This is a genomic window from Allostigmatella hybrida (assembly GCF_020103775.1).
Classification (GTDB): Bacteria; Myxococcota; Myxococcia; order Myxococcales; family Myxococcaceae; genus Hyalangium; species Hyalangium aurantiaca.
In genome coordinates this window covers 174,525-191,210 of the sequence record NZ_JAHXBH010000006.1, presented here as the reverse complement: position 1 = coordinate 191,210, position 16,686 = coordinate 174,525, and the positions used below count along the sequence as shown (strand labels likewise).

Annotated in this window: 13 protein-coding genes; 4 read left to right on the top strand and 9 right to left on the bottom strand. The window is 68.2% G+C overall.

Annotated elements, in window-relative coordinates; all coding sequences use genetic code 11:
• Positions 1-3: 3 nt before the first annotated feature.
• Both KY661_RS13360 and KY661_RS13355 read right to left on the bottom strand, forming a co-directional pair.
• Complete coding sequence (locus KY661_RS13360) at positions 4-237, bottom strand: hypothetical protein (RefSeq protein WP_225410561.1); 234 nt, start codon at positions 235-237, stop codon at positions 4-6.
• Positions 238-289: 52 nt separating this feature from the next.
• Positions 290-619: a hypothetical protein gene (locus tag KY661_RS13355; RefSeq protein ID WP_225410560.1), complete on the bottom strand. Its 330-nt coding sequence runs from the start codon at positions 617-619 to the stop codon at positions 290-292.
• 361 nt (positions 620-980) lie between these two features.
• On the opposite strand from KY661_RS13355, the gene KY661_RS13350 reads away from it, so the two are divergent.
• Together KY661_RS13350 and KY661_RS13345 are read left to right on the top strand one after the other, a co-directional pair.
• Complete coding sequence (locus tag KY661_RS13350) at positions 981-2,147, top strand: RICIN domain-containing protein (protein ID WP_263436974.1); 1,167 nt, start codon at positions 981-983, stop codon at positions 2,145-2,147.
• Between the two features lie 232 nt (positions 2,148-2,379).
• The gene (locus KY661_RS13345; RefSeq protein WP_398577189.1) at positions 2,380-4,032 is read left to right on the top strand and encodes a protein kinase domain-containing protein; all 1,653 of its coding nucleotides are present in this window, start codon (positions 2,380-2,382) and stop codon (positions 4,030-4,032) included.
• An 18-nt stretch (positions 4,033-4,050) separates the two neighbouring features.
• Here KY661_RS13345 and KY661_RS13340 read toward each other — a convergent pair whose 3' ends face one another.
• On the bottom strand, positions 4,051-5,274 hold the full coding sequence (locus tag KY661_RS13340) for an RCC1 domain-containing protein (RefSeq protein WP_225410557.1): 1,224 nt from the start codon (positions 5,272-5,274) through the stop codon (positions 4,051-4,053).
• Positions 5,271-6,104, bottom strand: a complete 834-nt coding sequence (locus KY661_RS13335; protein WP_225410556.1) for a hypothetical protein — start codon at positions 6,102-6,104, stop codon at positions 5,271-5,273. Before KY661_RS13335 ends, KY661_RS13340 begins: the two co-directional genes overlap by 4 nt.
• A 174-nt stretch (positions 6,105-6,278) precedes the next feature.
• On the opposite strand from KY661_RS13335, the gene KY661_RS13330 reads away from it, so the two are divergent.
• Positions 6,279-6,839 (top strand): DNA-3-methyladenine glycosylase I, encoded by a 561-nt coding sequence (locus KY661_RS13330; RefSeq protein WP_225410555.1) that lies wholly within the window; start codon positions 6,279-6,281, stop codon positions 6,837-6,839.
• Here the strand turns inward: KY661_RS13330 and rtcA are convergent.
• Both rtcA and KY661_RS13320 read right to left on the bottom strand, forming a co-directional pair.
• Positions 6,836-7,852 (bottom strand): RNA 3'-terminal phosphate cyclase, encoded by a 1,017-nt coding sequence (gene rtcA / locus KY661_RS13325; protein ID WP_225410554.1) that lies wholly within the window; start codon positions 7,850-7,852, stop codon positions 6,836-6,838. The two genes, KY661_RS13330 and rtcA, sit on opposite strands and share 4 nt — an antisense overlap.
• Positions 7,853-7,979: 127 nt before the next feature.
• Positions 7,980-9,206, bottom strand: a complete 1,227-nt coding sequence (locus KY661_RS13320) for an RtcB family protein (RefSeq protein WP_225410553.1) — start codon at positions 9,204-9,206, stop codon at positions 7,980-7,982.
• A gap of 141 nt (positions 9,207-9,347) precedes the next feature.
• Between KY661_RS13320 and rtcR the strand changes: the two genes are divergently transcribed.
• Positions 9,348-10,973 (top strand): RNA repair transcriptional activator RtcR, encoded by a 1,626-nt coding sequence (gene rtcR, locus KY661_RS13315; protein ID WP_225410552.1) that lies wholly within the window; start codon positions 9,348-9,350, stop codon positions 10,971-10,973.
• Between the two features lie 13 nt (positions 10,974-10,986).
• Here rtcR and KY661_RS13310 read toward each other — a convergent pair whose 3' ends face one another.
• From KY661_RS13310 to KY661_RS13300, 3 genes are all read right to left on the bottom strand, one after another.
• Positions 10,987-11,481 (bottom strand): response regulator, encoded by a 495-nt coding sequence (locus KY661_RS13310; RefSeq protein ID WP_225410551.1) that lies wholly within the window; start codon positions 11,479-11,481, stop codon positions 10,987-10,989.
• Entirely contained in the window at positions 11,474-13,681 is a 2,208-nt protein-coding gene (locus tag KY661_RS13305; RefSeq protein WP_225410550.1) for an ATP-binding protein, read from the bottom strand. The genes KY661_RS13310 and KY661_RS13305 overlap by 8 nt, the downstream gene beginning before the upstream one ends.
• An 86-nt stretch (positions 13,682-13,767) precedes the next feature.
• The gene (locus KY661_RS13300) at positions 13,768-16,557 is read right to left on the bottom strand and encodes a YncE family protein (protein WP_225410549.1); all 2,790 of its coding nucleotides are present in this window, start codon (positions 16,555-16,557) and stop codon (positions 13,768-13,770) included.
• Positions 16,558-16,686: the final 129 nt, after the last annotated feature.

Sequence of the window (16,686 nt, the reverse complement as noted above, 5' to 3'; positions counted from 1 at the left end):
CCCTCACGGGGGCAAAGGGGCCTGCCGGGGCGTCCCCATCAGCTCCAGGGTGCGCGCCGCGATCCGCACGAGCAGCCCGGCACACGGCTCACACAACCCGCCACAACAGCCGGGCCAGCGGCCTTCCGGCTCTCGAATCAACGGGCGGACGCACGCCCAGTAATGGCTGGGGAGTTGAAACTCCTCACACGCCTGGGCGAGCGCGTCGTCGAAGGCAAGCGGGGGCGCGGCGGACACGCCCGCCACCCTACCCCGTGTTCCCCGTCGCGACGATGGGAACGGCTCCCGCCTATTCCTCGGGAGGCGGGTTCACCAGCCCCCGGCGGGAGACCTCCGAGTCAGGCTCCTCGTCCCCCCGGGCTTCGCGCTCGGGCACCTGCTCCTCGATCCACTCCTCGCCCCGCTCCACGCGGGCCTCCCACGGGGTCTGCTGGTGGGGCCCGGGGTTGACGGCCTCGTCCTCGGCCGCGAGCTGGCGGCTGACCTGCGCGGCCCCCCGGTCCAGTGCGTCCTCGACCTGGCCCCGGTTGCGAGGCTGGAAGTTCTCTCGTGGGTTCATGCCTGCTTGCGAGTCATCCCCGATGCCCCGGGGCGTGTCCTTCGGGTTATTGCCGGCCATGGCGCTGTCTCCCTCGTCAATCGCAGGGCCCGGGGGCCCCAGGACTCAAGCTCGGCACGGCAGCGCGCGGCCGAATCTCCCCAGGAGGAAAGGAGATGGCTTGGAGGCCCGGTGCGAGCCCAAGGAGGCGAGTCATCTTGCCCCAGGGGTGTTCGCACGGACCCAGGGTGATGACAGCCGTCCCCAGGGTGGTGGCTGCGGTCACCACTTCTCAGAGCCCTTCACCCAGAAATACGGTAAAAACACGACATCCACTGAAAAACCGGAAGCGGCATACGAATTGCTTCTGGCGCGCACCGGGAAAGGGGTGGGCAAGCCCCCCCTCTCATCACCCCATCGTCAGGAGCGAATTGTGTCGAAGATGAGTGTGTACCGTGGCCTGTCCCTGCTGGGCGTCGTGGCGGGACTGAGTGGATGCAGCACCCAGGAGCTGGAGACCGCCGAGGAGACCGGACAGCTTCAGGGCGAGGCCATCGTGTCGAGCATCACGGAGGGCGACTATGTCATCCGCTCCGTGATGACCGGCAAGTGTATCGACATCGCCGCGTCGGGCACCGCAGACGGAACCAAGGTGCAGCAGTGGGACTGCAACGGCAGCAACGCGCAGAAGTTCCGCATCTCCCCGACGTCGGGCGGATACTGGAAGATCCTCAACGTCAACAGCGGCAAGGCGCTCGACATCAAGGATGCGAGCACCGCGCAGAACGCCGAGCTCCACCAGTGGTCCTACGTCGGCGCCAACAACCAGCAGTTCAAGTTCGTGGACCGCGGCAGCAGCCGGTTCAGCGTCCATGCCCGCCACACGGACATGGTCATCGATCTGTCCTGGGGGAAGCCCGACAACGGGACGGTCTACGTGCAGTACCCCTATACCGGGACCAACAACCAGCTCTTCACCTTCGACAAGGTGAGCGGCGGCACCACGCCGCCCCCCACGGGCAACTGCGCCGTCTCGGGTGACGGGAAGACCACCCTGCGCTTCATCAACCAGTGCTCCTTCGAGGTGAACTTCGCCGGCAACAACATCACGGGCGGACTGCTGGGCTCCGGCAAGGAAGAGTGCCGGACCATCGGCTCCACCACGGAGATGATGCTGACGAAGCGCTACTGGGGCTTCCGCAAGGGCGAGGACCCGGGCTTCGAGAAGCACTCGCTGGCGGAGTTTGGCTTCAACGAGGTGTTCTACGAGCACCGGAGCTGGGACTGGTTCAACCTCAGCCACGTGGATGCCCACAACCTGCCCCTGAAGATCGTCCCCTATAACCTGCCGGGTGGAAACACCTGCGCGGGCCAGACGCGCAGCTGCCCCATGGACATGATCGCGAACTGCCCCCCCGAGGGCCAGTTCCGCAACGCCGCCGGCAAGGTCATCTCCTGCGTGAGCCGCGACCGCGACAACCCCAACAGCGTGGTGGCGCGGTACTTCGACGCGGCCTGCTCGCAGTCCTACTCGTGGTCCGGCGATGACTCGGTCATGGCGGCGTGCAACGGCGAGGACTTCGACATCGTCTTCTGCCCGCAGAACTAAGCGGGCCAAGCCTCGCGGGGCCTGCCTGGCCGTCCCCTCTGCGGGACTCCCGGCAGCCCCGCGCAGGCTTGCCTTCCCATACGTGGAATACGTCTCCCCCCCGCAGCGCTTCTAACGGGGCCCAACCATGCGTCCCCAGGAAGCCGGGGGCGGAACGGTGCGCGGAGGGAGACGGCGCGTGACGCAGCAGGTCGGCAAGTATCAGCTCATCCGGAAGCTCGCCACGGGAGGCATGGCGGAGGTGTATCTGGCCAAGGCCGCGGGCCCCCGGGGGTTCGAGAAAACCCTGGTGGTGAAGTGCATCCTGCCGCACCTGGCCCAGGAGCCCTCCTTCGTGGAGATGTTCCTCTCCGAGGCCATGCTGGCCGCCCAGCTCTCCCATACGCACATCGTTCAGATCTTCGACTTCGGAGAGGCCGGCGGCGCGTACTTCCTGGCCATGGAGTACATCGATGGCCCCAGCCTCCGCACGCTCATCAAGCGCGCCGCGGCCCAGAATCTGCCCCTGGACCCGCTGGTGTGCGCGCGGCTCGTCTCCCAGGCCTGTGAAGGGTTGGCGTTCGCCCACGACTTCGTGGACCCCGCGACCGAGCAGCCCCTGGCGCTCATCCACCGGGACGTCAGCCCCGACAACCTGCTGCTGTCCCGCCAGGGCTCGGTGAAGGTGGTGGACTTCGGCATCGCCAAGGCGACGGGCCAGACGCACAAGACCGAGAGCGGCGTCATCAAGGGCAAGCTCTCGTACATGCCGCCCGAGCAGTTGCGCGCCAAGAACCTGGACCGGCGGGTGGATGTGTATGCGCTGGGGGTGGTGCTCTACGAGCTGCTCACGTTCCGCAAGCCCTATAGCGCCCCCTCGGATGTCGCGCTGATGCACGCCATCCTCTACGAGACTCCCACGCCCGCAGTGCAACACCGGCCGGACCTGCCCGTGGCCCTGCAGCGCATCCTCGCCCGGGCCATCGCCAAGGACCGGGATCAGCGGTATCCGGACTGCCACTCGTTCCAGGCGGACCTGGAAGACTTCATCCTCTCCGGGGGCCGGCCCGTGACGGGCCAGCAGGTCGCCCAGCTCATCCAGCGCGCCACCTCCGGCACCGGCTTCCCCGCGTTGAACCTCGCGCCGGGGGTCATTCCCAGCCCCGTCCCCTTACCGGCCCGGGAAAGAACCCCCGTGGATACGCGCTCCAAGACCCTGCCCACGCCGGGGAGAGGCGCCGGGCTGGAGGGCGCGACCTTTCCCGAGCACACGGCGGCGACCCAGGATCTGTCCCTCACCCTTCCGTCTCCGGTGACCGGCCGGACCGAGCCCCGTGAACGGTCCCGGGCGCGCCCCAGGTGGGGTATCCCGGCCTGGAAGTGGCCTGCCCTGGTGGGCGGCGTCCTGCTCGCGGCAGGGCTCGGACTGGTGCGCTTCCAGCAGGACGCGCCTGGGACAGACACTGCCTCCCCGCCCATGGCGTCCGCCGGGGCCACCCCAGCCGCGGAGCCGATCATCCCTCCTCCTCCGCAGCCGCTGACCCAAGCCCCTCCGGTGGCGGCGCCTCTGCCGGAAGCCCCCGCTCCCGCCGCGGAGCCCGCCCCTTCCGAGCCCCAGACATCGCCTCTCGCTGCGGCCTCACCGCCCGCCCGGAAGCGCATCGCGCGCCCCGCCAAGACCAAGCGGCCAGCAGCGGCCCTGGGGACCCTGGAAGTGCGCTCCCAGCCCTACGCCATCGTTTACGTGGACGGGAAGAAGCAGGGGGCGACGCCCCTGGACGAGGAGCTTGAGTTGCCGGCCGGCTCCTACACCATGACGCTCGTCATTCCTGACCTGTCCAAGACGGTGATCAAACAGGTCACGATCGAGTCCGGAAAGCGCTCCCGTCTCTCCTTCCCGCCGTAGCGCCAGAGGGCGCCTCGCTCAAAGCCCGCCGGACAACAGCTCACAGGAGATCGAAATCGGGGCGGGGATGGGAATGATCCCCTCCACTCTCAGATTTGGCGGCAGCGAGACGAGCTTCTCGATCACCCTCTCGTCAACGCCAAGCCGGCCATCCTGGTTCGAGCCCCAGGCATACAAGCATCCGTTGCTGAGCACAGCCAGCGAACGGGACCGGCCGGCAGCAATGGCCTTGGCATTGGTGAGCAAGGCAACCTTCCCAGGAGTGAGTTGCTCCTCGGTTGACAGGTCAATGATCCCCAGTTGCCCTGCTGAGTTCTGCCCCCAAGCCATGAGTTCGTTGTTCCTGTTGCGTGCCAGGGAATGAGAAGGACCCGCGGCCAGCTCCTCGATGTTTTCCAACTGGTCAATCTGCTTGGGCGATGCACGGGCGTTTCCCTTGGAACCATCGCCCAGCTGGCCCTCCGTGTTGTCCCCCCACGCCCAGACCTTGTTCTCAGCGTCCAGCGCGAGCGAATGGTTGAAGCCTGCGGCAATGGCTTTGATTTTCGTCAACCCAAGCACCTTCCGGGGCATCAGGCTCACTTCCACATCATCCCTACCCAGCTGGAACTTGCTGTTATCCCCCCAGGCCCAAACGTCACCATTGGCATCCAAGGCCAACGAGTGAGCGCCGCCTGCGGCGATGGCCTCGACGTACGGCAGTCCCGTCACTCCCGTGGGGGTGTCGATTTCCTGATTCGCACCGTCGATGCCCCAGAACGAAACCGCCCCTGACTGGTGCCTGACCAGCGAATGAATGTTGCCCGCGGCGATGGCGGTGACGTCGTCCAGTCCCGGAACCTCCTCTGGGGTCATCCGGCGCGGTCCCGAGCCGATTTGTCCCCATCTCCAGACTTTCCCTCCCCCTCTGGCGAGCGAGTGCCCATAGCCCGCCGACACGGCCTCAATCCCACTCAGGCCCTGGAGCTTCGTGGGCCTCGTGCGATCCGTGACCGTTCCATCGCCCAGTTGAGCCGTGGTGTTCTGTCCCCAAGCCCAAACGCGGCCATCAGTTCCCACCGCCAAGGTGTGCTGTTCCCGCGAGGATACCTGCCGGACGGCGATGAGTTCCTCCCCGCATATGGTGGGGTTGTTCTGGCAGTACGTGGTTTCTTCCTTCTGGAAGTCCGCGCATCCCCACGAGGCAAGAAGCCCCACCCAGGTCAGCAACACGGAGCGCAAAGCCCCAGTCCCGCGCTTCACGGCCACCTCCCGTACACGAACGCGGCAGCCGTGCCGTCCGGGCCTACGCCCAGGGACACCGTTGGGCGCCCCGAATCCCCCAGCAGGTACATGGTGGCCGCCGTGGCAAGACCCGCGGCCCCCACGCCCAGCAAGCTCACCCCCACTGTTTGGAGCGTCCGGCCGCGACTCCCCGTGGAATTGACGTCCTCCGGGCTCGTGAGGTCCGGGTCGCCATCGCGCAGCTTGTTCAGTTCCGAGCGGGACATTCCCCAGGTGATGCCCCCCGCCACCACCAACGCGCCCCCCGCGACGGCGGGAATCCACGCGCGCTGGCGAAGCCGGGAGGAGGAGGAGCCTTCCAGTGAGGGGCTTTCGCCCGATGGGCCCTCGACGGGGGTGGCCTCGGGAACGAGGCGCGGCTTTGGACTCGCCTCCTCCGGAGGAGGCGGCGGGCTGGGCATGGCCTTCAGCTCGGCCTCGGCCTGCTTGCGGGCCGCTTCGGCCTCCTGCTGAATCTTGGGTGACACCGGCACCGGCAACTCCGCCTGGGGCCTGAGCAAGAAGGCCCTGCGGAAGGCCGCCTTGCCCTCGTCCCTCCGGCGCAGCTCGTACAGGAGAATCCCCTCATAGAGCGAGAGCGTGGCGTCCTCATCGGTTCCATGAGGCTCCTGGCGCGCCACCTGGACGAGATCGAGTGCCCGCTCGTATTCGGTGTTGACCAGGGACTGTTTGATCAAGACAAGGTGGTTGCGGATGTTGCCCTTCGCGGCAAGGGCCAGCCCCGGGAGCGCCATCATCCAGACCACCACCAGCCAGCCACCAGCTCGATGCTTCAGTAGGCGTCTCACAGACGGATGACCCCATGCGCGGCTCGAATGAGCGCAGCATCCACGTTTCAGTGAGGGAAAATATGTTGCCTCGGAGTGCGAGGAGCCACGCCGTGCGGTTCACCTTCGTTGAGGAGCCGACGCCCTTTCAGGCCGGCATGTTGAACAGCGTGCGGTCCACCGGGAGGCCATTCCATGCCTGCTGAAAAGTCCCTTCCCCGATGCCCCTGGGCCGAAAGCGACCCACGGATGAGCGCCTACCACGACCAGGAGTGGGGCGTGCCCGTCCGCGACAGCCGGGAGCTGTGGGAGACCCTCATGCTGGAGGGATTCCAGGCGGGGCTCTCCTGGTCCGTCATCCTCCGCCGGCGCGAGTCCTTCCGGGAGGCCTTCCAGGGGTTCGAGCCCAGGACCGTCGCACGCTTCACCGAAGCGGACGTCGCGCGGCTTCTCGAAAACCCCGGCATCATCCGCTCCCGGGCGAAGATCGAGGCGACGATTGGCGGCGCCCGGGCCTACCTGGCGATGCAGGACGCGGGAGAGGATTTCTCCGCCTTCGCCTGGTCCTTCGTGGACGGCAAACCCTTGCGGAACACGACGGGAGAGGTCCTCGCAAAAACTCCGCTCTCCGAGAAGCTCTCGGCCGCGCTCAAGAAGCGCGGCTTCAAGTTCGTGGGCCCGGTGATTGTCCATGCCTGGATGCAGGCGGTGGGGCTCGTCAATGACCACAGGCCCGGCTGCTTCAAGCGCCCCTAACCACGGACTTCCACCTCACGGACGCCGGCCGACACCTCGCTCACCTTCACCTTCACGTCCAGGAAGTGCGCGAAGGTTTCGAGCTGTGTCTGGGAATGCCCATCCAGCGGCAGGGTCCGGAAGGCGCCGCCCTTGGCCAGGGCGAGCAGCAGCAACAACTGGTCGCACAGGTGCTCTCCCACCGGCACCTCGGCCTCCAGGTAGCGCTTCGCGGCCTCCGCCGCCTTGCCCGCCACGGTCTCCGCCCGGACGCCCCGCTCCGCGAAGCCCGAGAACACCTCCGTCACGTGCTCGCTCTCCACCTCCAGCATCAGCGCGTTTCCAGGTCCGTAAGAGCGCTTCAGCTCCTCCACGCGCAGCTCGTCCGGCCTCCACCCCAGCACCTGCTCCACCGTGGCCAGCTCCCGCTGCACCACGTTGAACGGAAGCTGTGAGAAGAGCGCCGTGGCTTGCCGCCGCCTCACCCCGCCCCGCTCCAGCAGGGTCAGCGGCTGGAGCGGCGCGGGGTGGACGTTCACCCGGAACTTGCCGCCTCCGGCCGGGAAGAAGCCGTGCCGCTCCAGCACCGCCTCCACCCGGGGCCCCATTCGCCGCACCAGGGGCAGGTATGCCTTCTCCAGGAAGTCGAACGGGGGCGCCGCCGGGTTGTGCGTTCCGCCCTCCAGCATCAGGGTGGAGGGGCCACTGGCCACCATCAGCGCGGGCAGCACCGTCTGCAGCACCAGCGTGGCACTGCCCGCCGTGCCCACCGCGAAAAAGTAATTGCCCGGCGTCAAGGCGCGCGGCTTGAACGTCAGCTCCATCGAGCCCAGCTCCGCCCCCACCACCTCCGCCGCCCCTACCTCCGCCGCCGCCTTCACCGCCGTCAGGTGCTGGCGCAGCAGCCCTGGCTTGGCGCGCTTCGCCCGCACGTTCACCATCTGGAACGGGGTTCCCGTCACCAGCGCCAGCGCCAGCGCCGTGCGCAGCACCTGCCCTCCCCCTTCCCCGTTCGAACCGTCGATCCGAATCATCTGAACACCCCTCCCACTCACACCACGTAGCGGCGCCTGCTCCCCCATCCTAGCGACCGAAGTCTCGGGGGGAGCAGGCGCCTCGGCTGTCGTTATCCCGGCATGGTCACCTCGTGACACCTTCGGGTCATCCCTTCACACACACCACCTGCCGCAGCGTGTGCACCACCTCCACCAAGTCCGCCTGCGCCGCCATCACCGCGTCGATGGGCTTGTAGGCCCCCGGCGTCTCGTCGATGACGTCCTCGTCCTTGCGGCACTCGATTCCCTCGGTCGCGCGGGCATGGTCCTCCACCGAGAAGTGCCGCTTGGCCTCCGCCCGCGACATCACCCGCCCCGCCCCGTGGCTGCACGAGTGGAAGCTCTCCGCGTTTCCCTTTCCCCGGACGATGAAGGACCGCGCCCCCATGCTTCCGGGGATGATGCCCAGGTCGCCCTCGCGCGCCCGCACCGCTCCCTTGCGCGTCACGAAGCAGTTGCGCCCGTAGTGGTGCTCCCGCGCCACGTAGTTGTGGTGGCAGTTCACCGCCGCGTCCGTCAGCCCGCAGGAAGGCAGCAGGCCCGGGGCCCCGAGGGCCCGCACCACCGACTCCAGCATCAGCCGCCGGTTGGTGGCCGCGTACTCCTGCGCCCACTCCACCGCCTGCACGTAGTCCTGGAAGTGCACCGTCTCCTCCGGCAGGTACGCCAGGTCCGCGTCCGGCAGGTGGATGAAGAAGCGGCGCATCTCCTCCTTCGCCAGCTCGATGAAGTGGCTTCCGATGCGGTTTCCCACCCCGCGCGAGCCGCTGTGCAGCATCACCCACACGGCCCCGGCCTCATCCAGGCACAGCTCGATGAAGTGGTTTCCCGTCCCCAGCGTCCCCAGGTGCCCCAGCTCCGGGCCCCGGCCCAGGCGCGGGTGCTTCGCCACGATGGTGTCATAGCCGGGCTTCAGGTGCGCCCAGGCCTCGCGGTGCGCCGCGGGCGCGTCCTGCCAGGCCCCCCGGTCATTGCGGCCCCCGTTGTCCGTGCGGCCATGCGGCACCGCAGCCTCGATGGCCGAGCGCACCGCCCCCAGGGAGTCCGGCAGCTGCTCCGCGCGCAGCGTGGTGCGCACGGCGATCATCCCACAGCCGATGTCCACCCCCACCGCCGCCGGGATGACCGCGCCCACCGTGGGCACCACGGAGCCCACCGTCGCGCCGAACCCGCGGTGCACGTCCGGCATCGCGGCCACCCACTTGTGGATGAAGGGCAGGCCCGCGAGGTTCTTCAGCTGCTGCTTCGCCTCCTCCTCGAAGGGCACCCCCACCGTCCACGCCTTGATGGGGTTCTTCCCGTTCTCCGACAGCACCTCGTAGCCGCGATCCATGGTCTTGCCTTCCGCTGTTCGCCCGCGCCAGGTGCCGGGCACGGGAAGCGGTAAAGCAGCGGCCGTGCCAGCCCCGCTCCCGAGGGAGCACGCCTCCCCAGCCCCCCTTTTCTCTATCCCCTGGGATAAAGTTCTATCCGCATGGCGAAGACACGGGCGCGCAAGACGGTGGTTCTCGGGATGCTCGGGACGATGCTCGACGGGGGGCAGGGGCCCCGGCGGTGGGAGCGGTGGCGCCCCACGGTGGCGCTGTGCCAGCAGGAGGATCTGCTCGTGGACCGGCTGGAACTCCTCCACGCCCCGAATGCCGGGGTGCTCGCCGCCACGGTGACGGAGGACATCCTCCAGGTGTCCCCGGACACGCAGGTGCGCGGCGTGGAGGTGGACATCCAGGACCCCTGGGATCTGGAGGAGGTGTACGGGGCCCTGCTCGACTACGCCCGGAGCTACCCCTTCCAGCCCGAGCAGGAGGACTACCTCGTCCACATCACCACCGGGACGCACATCGTGCAGATCTGCATGTTCCTCCTGGTGGAGAGCCGGCACCTCCCCGCGCGGCTGATTCAGACCGCGCCCCCCTCGGGCCGGGACCGGGGCCCCGGTGGGCACAGCATCATCGACCTGGACCTGTCCAAGCACGACCGGCTGGCCACGCGCTTCCAGCAGGAGCAGCGCGAGGGGCTGTCCTTCCTCAAGGCGGGCATCGACACGCGCAACGCCGCGTTCAACCAGCTCATCGAGCGCATCGAACAGGTGGCCATCCGCTCCCGGGCGCCGCTGCTCATCACCGGCCCCACCGGGGCGGGCAAGTCCCAGCTCGCGCGGCGCATCTACGCGCTGAAGAAGGCCCGGCGGCAGGTGAGCGGCCCCTTCGTGGACCTCAACTGCGCCACGCTCCGGGGGGATGCCGCCATGTCAGCCCTCTTCGGCCACGTGAAGGGCGCCTTCACGGGAGCCCTGAGCGACCGGCCCGGGCTGCTGCGCCAGGCGAACGGGGGCATCCTCTTCCTGGATGAGATTGGCGAGCTGGGGGCGGACGAGCAGGCCATGCTCCTGCGCGCCGTGGAGGAGCAGCACTTCCTGCCCGTGGGCTCGGACAAGGAGGTGGAGAGCCGCTTCCAGCTCATCGCCGGGACGAACCGGGACCTCCAGACCGAGGTGGCCCAGGGGCGCTTCCGGGAGGACCTGCTGGCGCGCATCAACCTGTGGACGTTCCGCCTGCCGGCCCTGCGCGAGCGCCCCGAGGACATCCTCCCCAACCTCCTCTACGAGCTGGACCAGGCCTCGCAGACGCTGGACACCCGGGTGACGATGAACCGCGAGGCCCAGGAGCACTTCCTGCGCTTCGCCACCTCTCCCGAGGCCCGGTGGAGCGGCAACTTCCGCGACCTGAACGCGGCGGTGCTGCGCATGGCCACGCTGGCGCCCGGCGGCCGCATCACCCGGGAGAACGTGGACGAGGAGCTGGAGCGGCTCCGGGCCCACTGGCACCCGGGCTCCACCGGCCCGGGGGGCCCGGAGGAGCTGGTGCGGGAGGTGCTCGGCGCGGGCCCGGCGGCGGAACTCGACCGGTTCGACCGGGTGCAGCTCGCGGATGTGCTCGCCGTGTGCCGTCAGTCCCGGTCGATGTCCGAGGCGGGGCGGGGCCTGTTCGCGCGCTCCCGCGAACGCAAGCAGAGCCCCAACGACGCGGACCGGCTGCGCAAGTACCTGGCCCGCTTCGGGCTAAGCTGGGGAGACGTGAGCCGGGGCAGCCCCGCCTCCTGAGCCCCCCGCGGCGTCACGGCGGGCACAGCTCCGCCACCGAGGTGAGCGCGCGCGCCAGCCGGTGCAGCTCGTGGCTCTTGAAGGGCTTCTTCAGCTCCATCAGCGGAGGGTTCTCCTCGGCGAAGTTGCGCAGCAGCTCCTCCCACGAGTAGTCGGAGTAGGCCGAGCAGAGCACCACGGGCAGCGCGGGGGCCACCTGGCGCAGGTGCTTCAGCGTCTCGAAGCCGTTCCATCCCGGCGGCATGCGGTAGTCCAGGAAGGCCAGGGCATACGGGTTGCCCTCGGCCAGGGCCGCCTTCACCTTGACCACCCCTTCCTCGCCCTGGAAGGCCGAGTCCACCTCGAACAGGTCCGCGAGGTTCTCCTGCGCGGAGGAGGTGCCAAAGAGCGTCTCCTCCATCTGCGCCAGCGCATCCCAGCATTCCGCCGGGGCCGGGCAGAGCACCCGCTGGAAGTCCCGGTGAATGCTCTCGCAGTCGTCGATGATGAGGATCCGCTTCTTAGGCATGTGGTTGTCCCCCCTGCGGCTCGGCATTGGCTGGTAGCTCCAGTATGAAGGAGGCCCCTTGTCCAGGTCCATTGCTATGGACCCGCAGGGAGCCGCCCAGCTCCTGGGCGGCCAGGGCACTGGAGTGCAGCCCGAAGCCGTGCCCCTCCTGGCGGGTGGTGAAGCCGTGCTGGAAGATGCGGGTGAGCAGCTCCGGCGCGATGCCCACGCCGTTGTCCTTCACCTCGATGTGAACCTGCCCCCCGGGGGCCTGCTGTTCGATCCGGACAATCAATCGCCGCTCCTCCTCTGGAACCGCGTCCAGCGCATACTTGGCGTTGCTGATCAGGTTGACCAGGATCAACAACACCTTGTGCTTCTCGGTCAGGACCGAGGGAATGTCCGAGAGGATGCGCTCCACCTTGACCCGGTGCCGGCCGAGCGCGGCCTGGTTGATGCGCAGCGCGTCGTCCACCAGCGCCCGGAGGTCCACCTGCTCGTTCAGGTGGTGGGACGTCCGCGCATAGCGCTGCTGCAGGTTGACGATGGCACCAATGTGCTCGGTGTGCCGGGTGACGTCGTTGAGGAGCAGCTGAATCTCCTTGCGCTCGCTCTGCAGGTTCTTGCCCAGCTGGTTCAGGAAGGGCAGCGCCGTCTGCCCGCGCCGGTCCCCCCGGATGAAGGCGGAGAGGTCCGCCTGGTGCTCCTCCAGCAGGGACGCCACCTTCTCCACGTTCTCGAGCTTCAGCCCCGTGAGCCGCTCCTTGGCCAGCATGACCGAGATGAGGACGCTGCTGAGCACGTTGCCCACGTTGTGCAGAACGTTGGTGGCGATCTCGGCCCGGCCCACCTGCAACGCGGTCTCCACGAGCTTGCGGTGCGCCTCCTTGAGCTCCTGCGTGCGCTCCTCCACCCGCTGCTCCAGCCCCTCGTTGGCCTGCCGCAGCGCCTCCTCCCGGCGCTGAATCTCCCCGGCCATCTGGTGGAAGGCCCGCGCCAGCTGCCCCAGCTCATCCTCGCGCCAGATGTCCAGCGAGACGTCGAAGTCGCCCTGCTCCAGCTTGTGCGAGGCCTGGGTGAAGGTGAGCAGCGGCCGGGTGATTTGCAGCTGCAAGACCCAGGACATGATGCCCAGCTCGAGCAGCAGCGACACCAGGCCAAACACCAGGACGTAGCGGGAGGCCTCGATGGCGGCGGAGGCCACGATGTGCTCGGGCAGCACCGTGACGAACGTCCACCCCGGGCCCTTCAGCCGCTCCATGGCGATGTACTCGCCGAACTCCGGCAGCTCCAGCACGCGCTGGCCGGGCTGCCGGGACTTCACCCGCTCGAAGACGCCGCTCAGGTGGGCGCGCTGCTCGGGAGTGCCCTCTTTCGCGGCCGTCCCCTCGGGCAGGCCCAGGACGGCCGGGATGGTGTAGGGCCCCATGCCGCTCTCCATCTTCACGGTGGGGTGGGCGATGAGCTGGCCATCGTCCCGGACGAGGAAGTTGTAGGCCCCGGGCAGGTGGTCCCCGATGGTCCGGAGCATCAGCTCATCGAGCAGCACATCGTGGGTGAGGGTCGCGGCATGCTGCCCATCGATGTCCAGCGGCGTGGCGAGGGTCACCATCCAGGTCTTGCTGGTCGTGTCCTCGAAGATGCCCGTCCACACGGGCTCCCGCCGGGGGTTGTTCTCCGGCAGGGAGCGCGCCAGGTACTCCATGGGCAGAAACGAGAAGGAGGCCTCGACGTCCTGGAACCACGTAGCCCCTTCCGGCCAGTAGCCCACCAGCACGCCCTCGGGAAGGAGGACGCCGGTGTTGGTGAACCGGACCTCGAAGGCGGGCCCATACTGGGACACCACCTCGTAGGCGGCGAGAATCCGGCGGCGCACGCTGTCGGTGAGCGTCACGTCCCTGGGGACGATGACCCCGGGCACCTTCGTGCCATCGAACCCCTGGGGAATGTTGCGGGTGCTTCCATCCGGCAGCCGCACGAACAGGCTGTCGAAGCGGGGAGCGGGATCCTGCGTGTTCCAGAAGCGGATCCGCTCCTCCAGGGCCTTCTTGAGAACCGTGTGGTTGTCCTCCGCCAGCAGGAAGATGGCCTGCTCGCGCTGGCTGCGCTCGTGCACGCTCTGCTCCATCTGCAACAGGGCTTCCTTGCGGAAGGAGTTGAAGATGTGCAGGTAGCTGAAGAGCGTGGACAGGGCGATGATGACCGCGATGCGCACGCCCATCCGGATGAGCGTCGAGCGTGCCAGGGAGGTGCGTTCAGGAAGAACTAAACCGCGCGGGATGGCCATAGTGGAGCGGGGGAGCCCTCTCAGGGGTGGCTGTGCGGATCCGCGGGGTTGCTCCCCGCCATCCGCTCATCCCCGTCCCAGAACCCATCGAGATCGCGATCAATGCCGATGCGGGTGCCCGAGCCCGGGGGCGTGCACGTGTAGGTCATGAAACCGCCTCCGGCGGCGGTGAGCCAGCGCAGGGCCTCGCTGGAGACCGGGGGCAAGGCCGACCGGTCGCCCTGGAACAGGCCCGAGCCCTGGTAGGCGAAGCCCACCTCGAGCTGCGCCACGCGCCCCTGGGCCACCAGGTCGCACTCCCCTGCGTCCGCGCGCGCCCGGAGGAGCTGGAGGCGTGGGGCCACCACGGCGGTGTTGAGCGCCGTGTGCGTCACCTGCTGGCCCACGATGGGCGCCAGGTTGCTGTCGAAGGCCAGCATGTACTGCTCCATGTTGCGCTTCGCGGCCCGGCCCTCGGGCGAGTCCGGAATCCCCACGGGGTTCTCGGGAATCACGTCGAAGCCACTGTTGAAGCGGAACATGTCGGGGATGGCCCCGTCGCTGTTGAAACCGAAGCCTCGCACCTGGTCACCCAGGAATGGATCGGGCGGTTGCAGGCCGGAAGCAAAGCCCGCGCCGAACATTCCTACCTTTTGATACATGTTACGCAGGTGGGGAACCTTGGGGAAGAGCGGTTCGGCGTCGAAGGACGAGCGGCCATCCGTCCCGAAGAAGCCTTTGAAGGGCCCCTCCCCGGGGTTGGCGTTGGGATCGATGCGGTGGCAGGCCTCGCACGAGCCATGGAAGAAGCTCGTGGTGTTGACGAAGAAGTCGCGCCCCGCCTGCTGCGCCGGGGTGAGCGAGTTGTCGAGGTTGCGCACCGGGTTGGGCGGATAGGTGACCTGGAGGATGAACTCGGAGAACTGCTGCATCTGCGCGGGGGTGAGCTGCGCGGAGCGCCCCAGCAGGTCCACGAAGGCGGGGTTGAACTGCCGGAACGCCTCGGCCTCGTCGAAGGCGCCCTGGTTCGGCTGGACGCTCGGCGCGGTGGAGGCGCCCGTCCGGTCCCCGCGCCAGTGCATGGGGCCGTGGTTGGCCATGCCGCGCAGGCTCTGGGTGGCCAGGGGGCCCTTGAGCGGGTGGAAGTCCGTGTTCTGGCCGAACGTCGGATCCGGGCCGAACTCCGGCAGCACCGGAACGACGGGGTTGAGGTTCTTCCTCACCACGCCATCCGGGTTGCCGAGATCCCAGGAGAGGCTGTCGAAGTCCCCGAAGATGTGGCAGCTCGCGCAGGAGGAGTCGCCGTGGCTGGAGCTGTTGCGCGCGTCGTACAGGAAGACCCGGCCGTTCACCACGCTCGGAGGCTCGGGGGTGTACATGGGCAGGTGGGCCAGCTCCTGTTTCGTGGCCGTGTTGACGATGGAGATGGCGTTGTCGAAGCGCGTGAGGACATACATGCGCTGCGCCGTCTCATCCAGCACCATGCCGGTGGGCCCGCCCCCGCTCAGGAGAATCTGGTTCGCTGGGCTGGGCACGAAGGTATTGGCCTCGATCGCGGCGGTCGGGAAGACGCCAATCTTCGAGGAGCCGAACGCGGCCACGTAGAGCGTGGCGCCATTGGCCGTCACCGCCATGCCCAGCGGCTGCGCAAGGCTCCTCTCGCTCTCCGCGTTGGGCACCGGGGCGCAGCACACGCCATAGTTGATGTGCTTGTTGAGGTGGCGCGGCATGACGCCCGCGGGGCTTAGCACGGTGATGCGGCTCTCGTGCAGGTGTCCTTGGAGGCTGGGCCGCGTGGGCGAGGCCGGCCCCTCGAAGCGCAGGTCATTCCGGGCCTCGGTGTTGCTGACGTAGACCTTGCCGCTCACCGGGTTGACGGCCATGTTGAACAGGATGGTGCCCACCCCGGAGAAGAAGCCCGAGGCGCCCGGGAGCTGCCGGGGTGGCGTCGCGAGCGCATCCAGGACGAACACGTCCTTGTCCGGCAGGGAGAAGCGCATCTTGTCCGTCCACGGGCGGTTGAGGGCATCGAACCAGTTCTGGCCATCGAACCGGACCAGGACACTGACCTCGGTGCCCTGCACGCCGCTGGCGAAGTTGGGGGCGGGCACGCCGCCCACTGCCTGGCCCCCGTTGGGAACCAGGGATTCGTGCACCACGGAGGACCGGTTGCCGGAATGGAACGCCGCCGCGTAGACGCGCGAGCCATCCGGCGTCACCGCGAGCGCGCGCGGCGTGTCGCTGAAGAGGCTGACGATGGTGAGCGGCGTGCCGCCCAGCGAGGTGCCCAGGTGGTTGGCGTCGAAGACCCACACATCCGCGCGGCCAATGCCGGGCGTGGTGAACCGCGGATCAAACGGAACGTTCTGCCCCCGGTGCGCCGCCGTGATGAAGGCCCGGTGCTTTCCCGGGCCCGCGAAGACGATGTCCCGCGGCTCATCCCCCACGAGCAGGGTGCGCACCACGGTGCCACTCCGGCCATCCGCCCCCAGCCGCACGACGCTGAGGCTGTCCGACAGGTGGTTGACGACCCAAACCTCGTCGTTGCTCCGCGCCGCGACCGCCACGGGCTCGAGCCCCACGGGCACCGAAGTCAAATGGGAGAGCCCTTGAGGCTTGACCTGGAACACCTCCAGGCGGTTGTCCGGGGTGTTGACCGCGAAGAGGAACCGCCCATTCGGCGAGAGCGCGAGGGGCCGGACTTGACCACTCTCGAAGAGCGTATACGGCGCGGCGGCCGCGCTCTGGCCGCCCCCAATCCATGCGGCACAAAGCAAGGTGAGAATCCCTCTCGGAATCTCCCGGAACCACATCCTGCACTCGGTTGTCATGAGCCCCTCCCCGTGAAAGGGCCACCCATACCATGAAACACTGTTTCATCACGATGGCGGCCCCCGTGGTGGAATGGGCCCGGGCGGGGCCCGGAGGGACACATCCTCCGGGGGCCATGACGCGATTGG

Bases quoted from the DNA above. Each gene is read 5' to 3' on its own strand.
- KY661_RS13350 (WP_263436974.1), top strand. From the start codon at position 981: ATGAGTGTGTACCGTGGCCTGTCCCTGCTGGGCGTCGTGGCGGGACTG.
- KY661_RS13330 (WP_225410555.1), top strand. From the start codon at position 6,279: ATGCCTGCTGAAAAGTCCCTTCCCCGATGCCCCTGGGCCGAAAGCGAC.
- rtcR (WP_225410552.1), top strand. From the start codon at position 9,348: ATGGCGAAGACACGGGCGCGCAAGACGGTGGTTCTCGGGATGCTCGGG.
- KY661_RS13355 (WP_225410560.1), bottom strand. From the start codon at position 619: ATGGCCGGCAATAACCCGAAGGACACGCCCCGGGGCATCGGGGATGAC.
- KY661_RS13305 (WP_225410550.1), bottom strand. From the start codon at position 13,681: ATGGGCGTGCGCATCGCGGTCATCATCGCCCTGTCCACGCTCTTCAGC.
- KY661_RS13310 (WP_225410551.1), bottom strand. From the start codon at position 11,481: ATGCCTAAGAAGCGGATCCTCATCATCGACGACTGCGAGAGCATTCAC.
- KY661_RS13320 (WP_225410553.1), bottom strand. From the start codon at position 9,206: ATGGATCGCGGCTACGAGGTGCTGTCGGAGAACGGGAAGAACCCCATC.
- rtcA (WP_225410554.1), bottom strand. From the start codon at position 7,852: ATGATTCGGATCGACGGTTCGAACGGGGAAGGGGGAGGGCAGGTGCTG.
- KY661_RS13345 (WP_398577189.1), top strand. From the start codon at position 2,380: ATGGCGGAGGTGTATCTGGCCAAGGCCGCGGGCCCCCGGGGGTTCGAG.
- KY661_RS13300 (WP_225410549.1), bottom strand. From the start codon at position 16,557: ATGACAACCGAGTGCAGGATGTGGTTCCGGGAGATTCCGAGAGGGATT.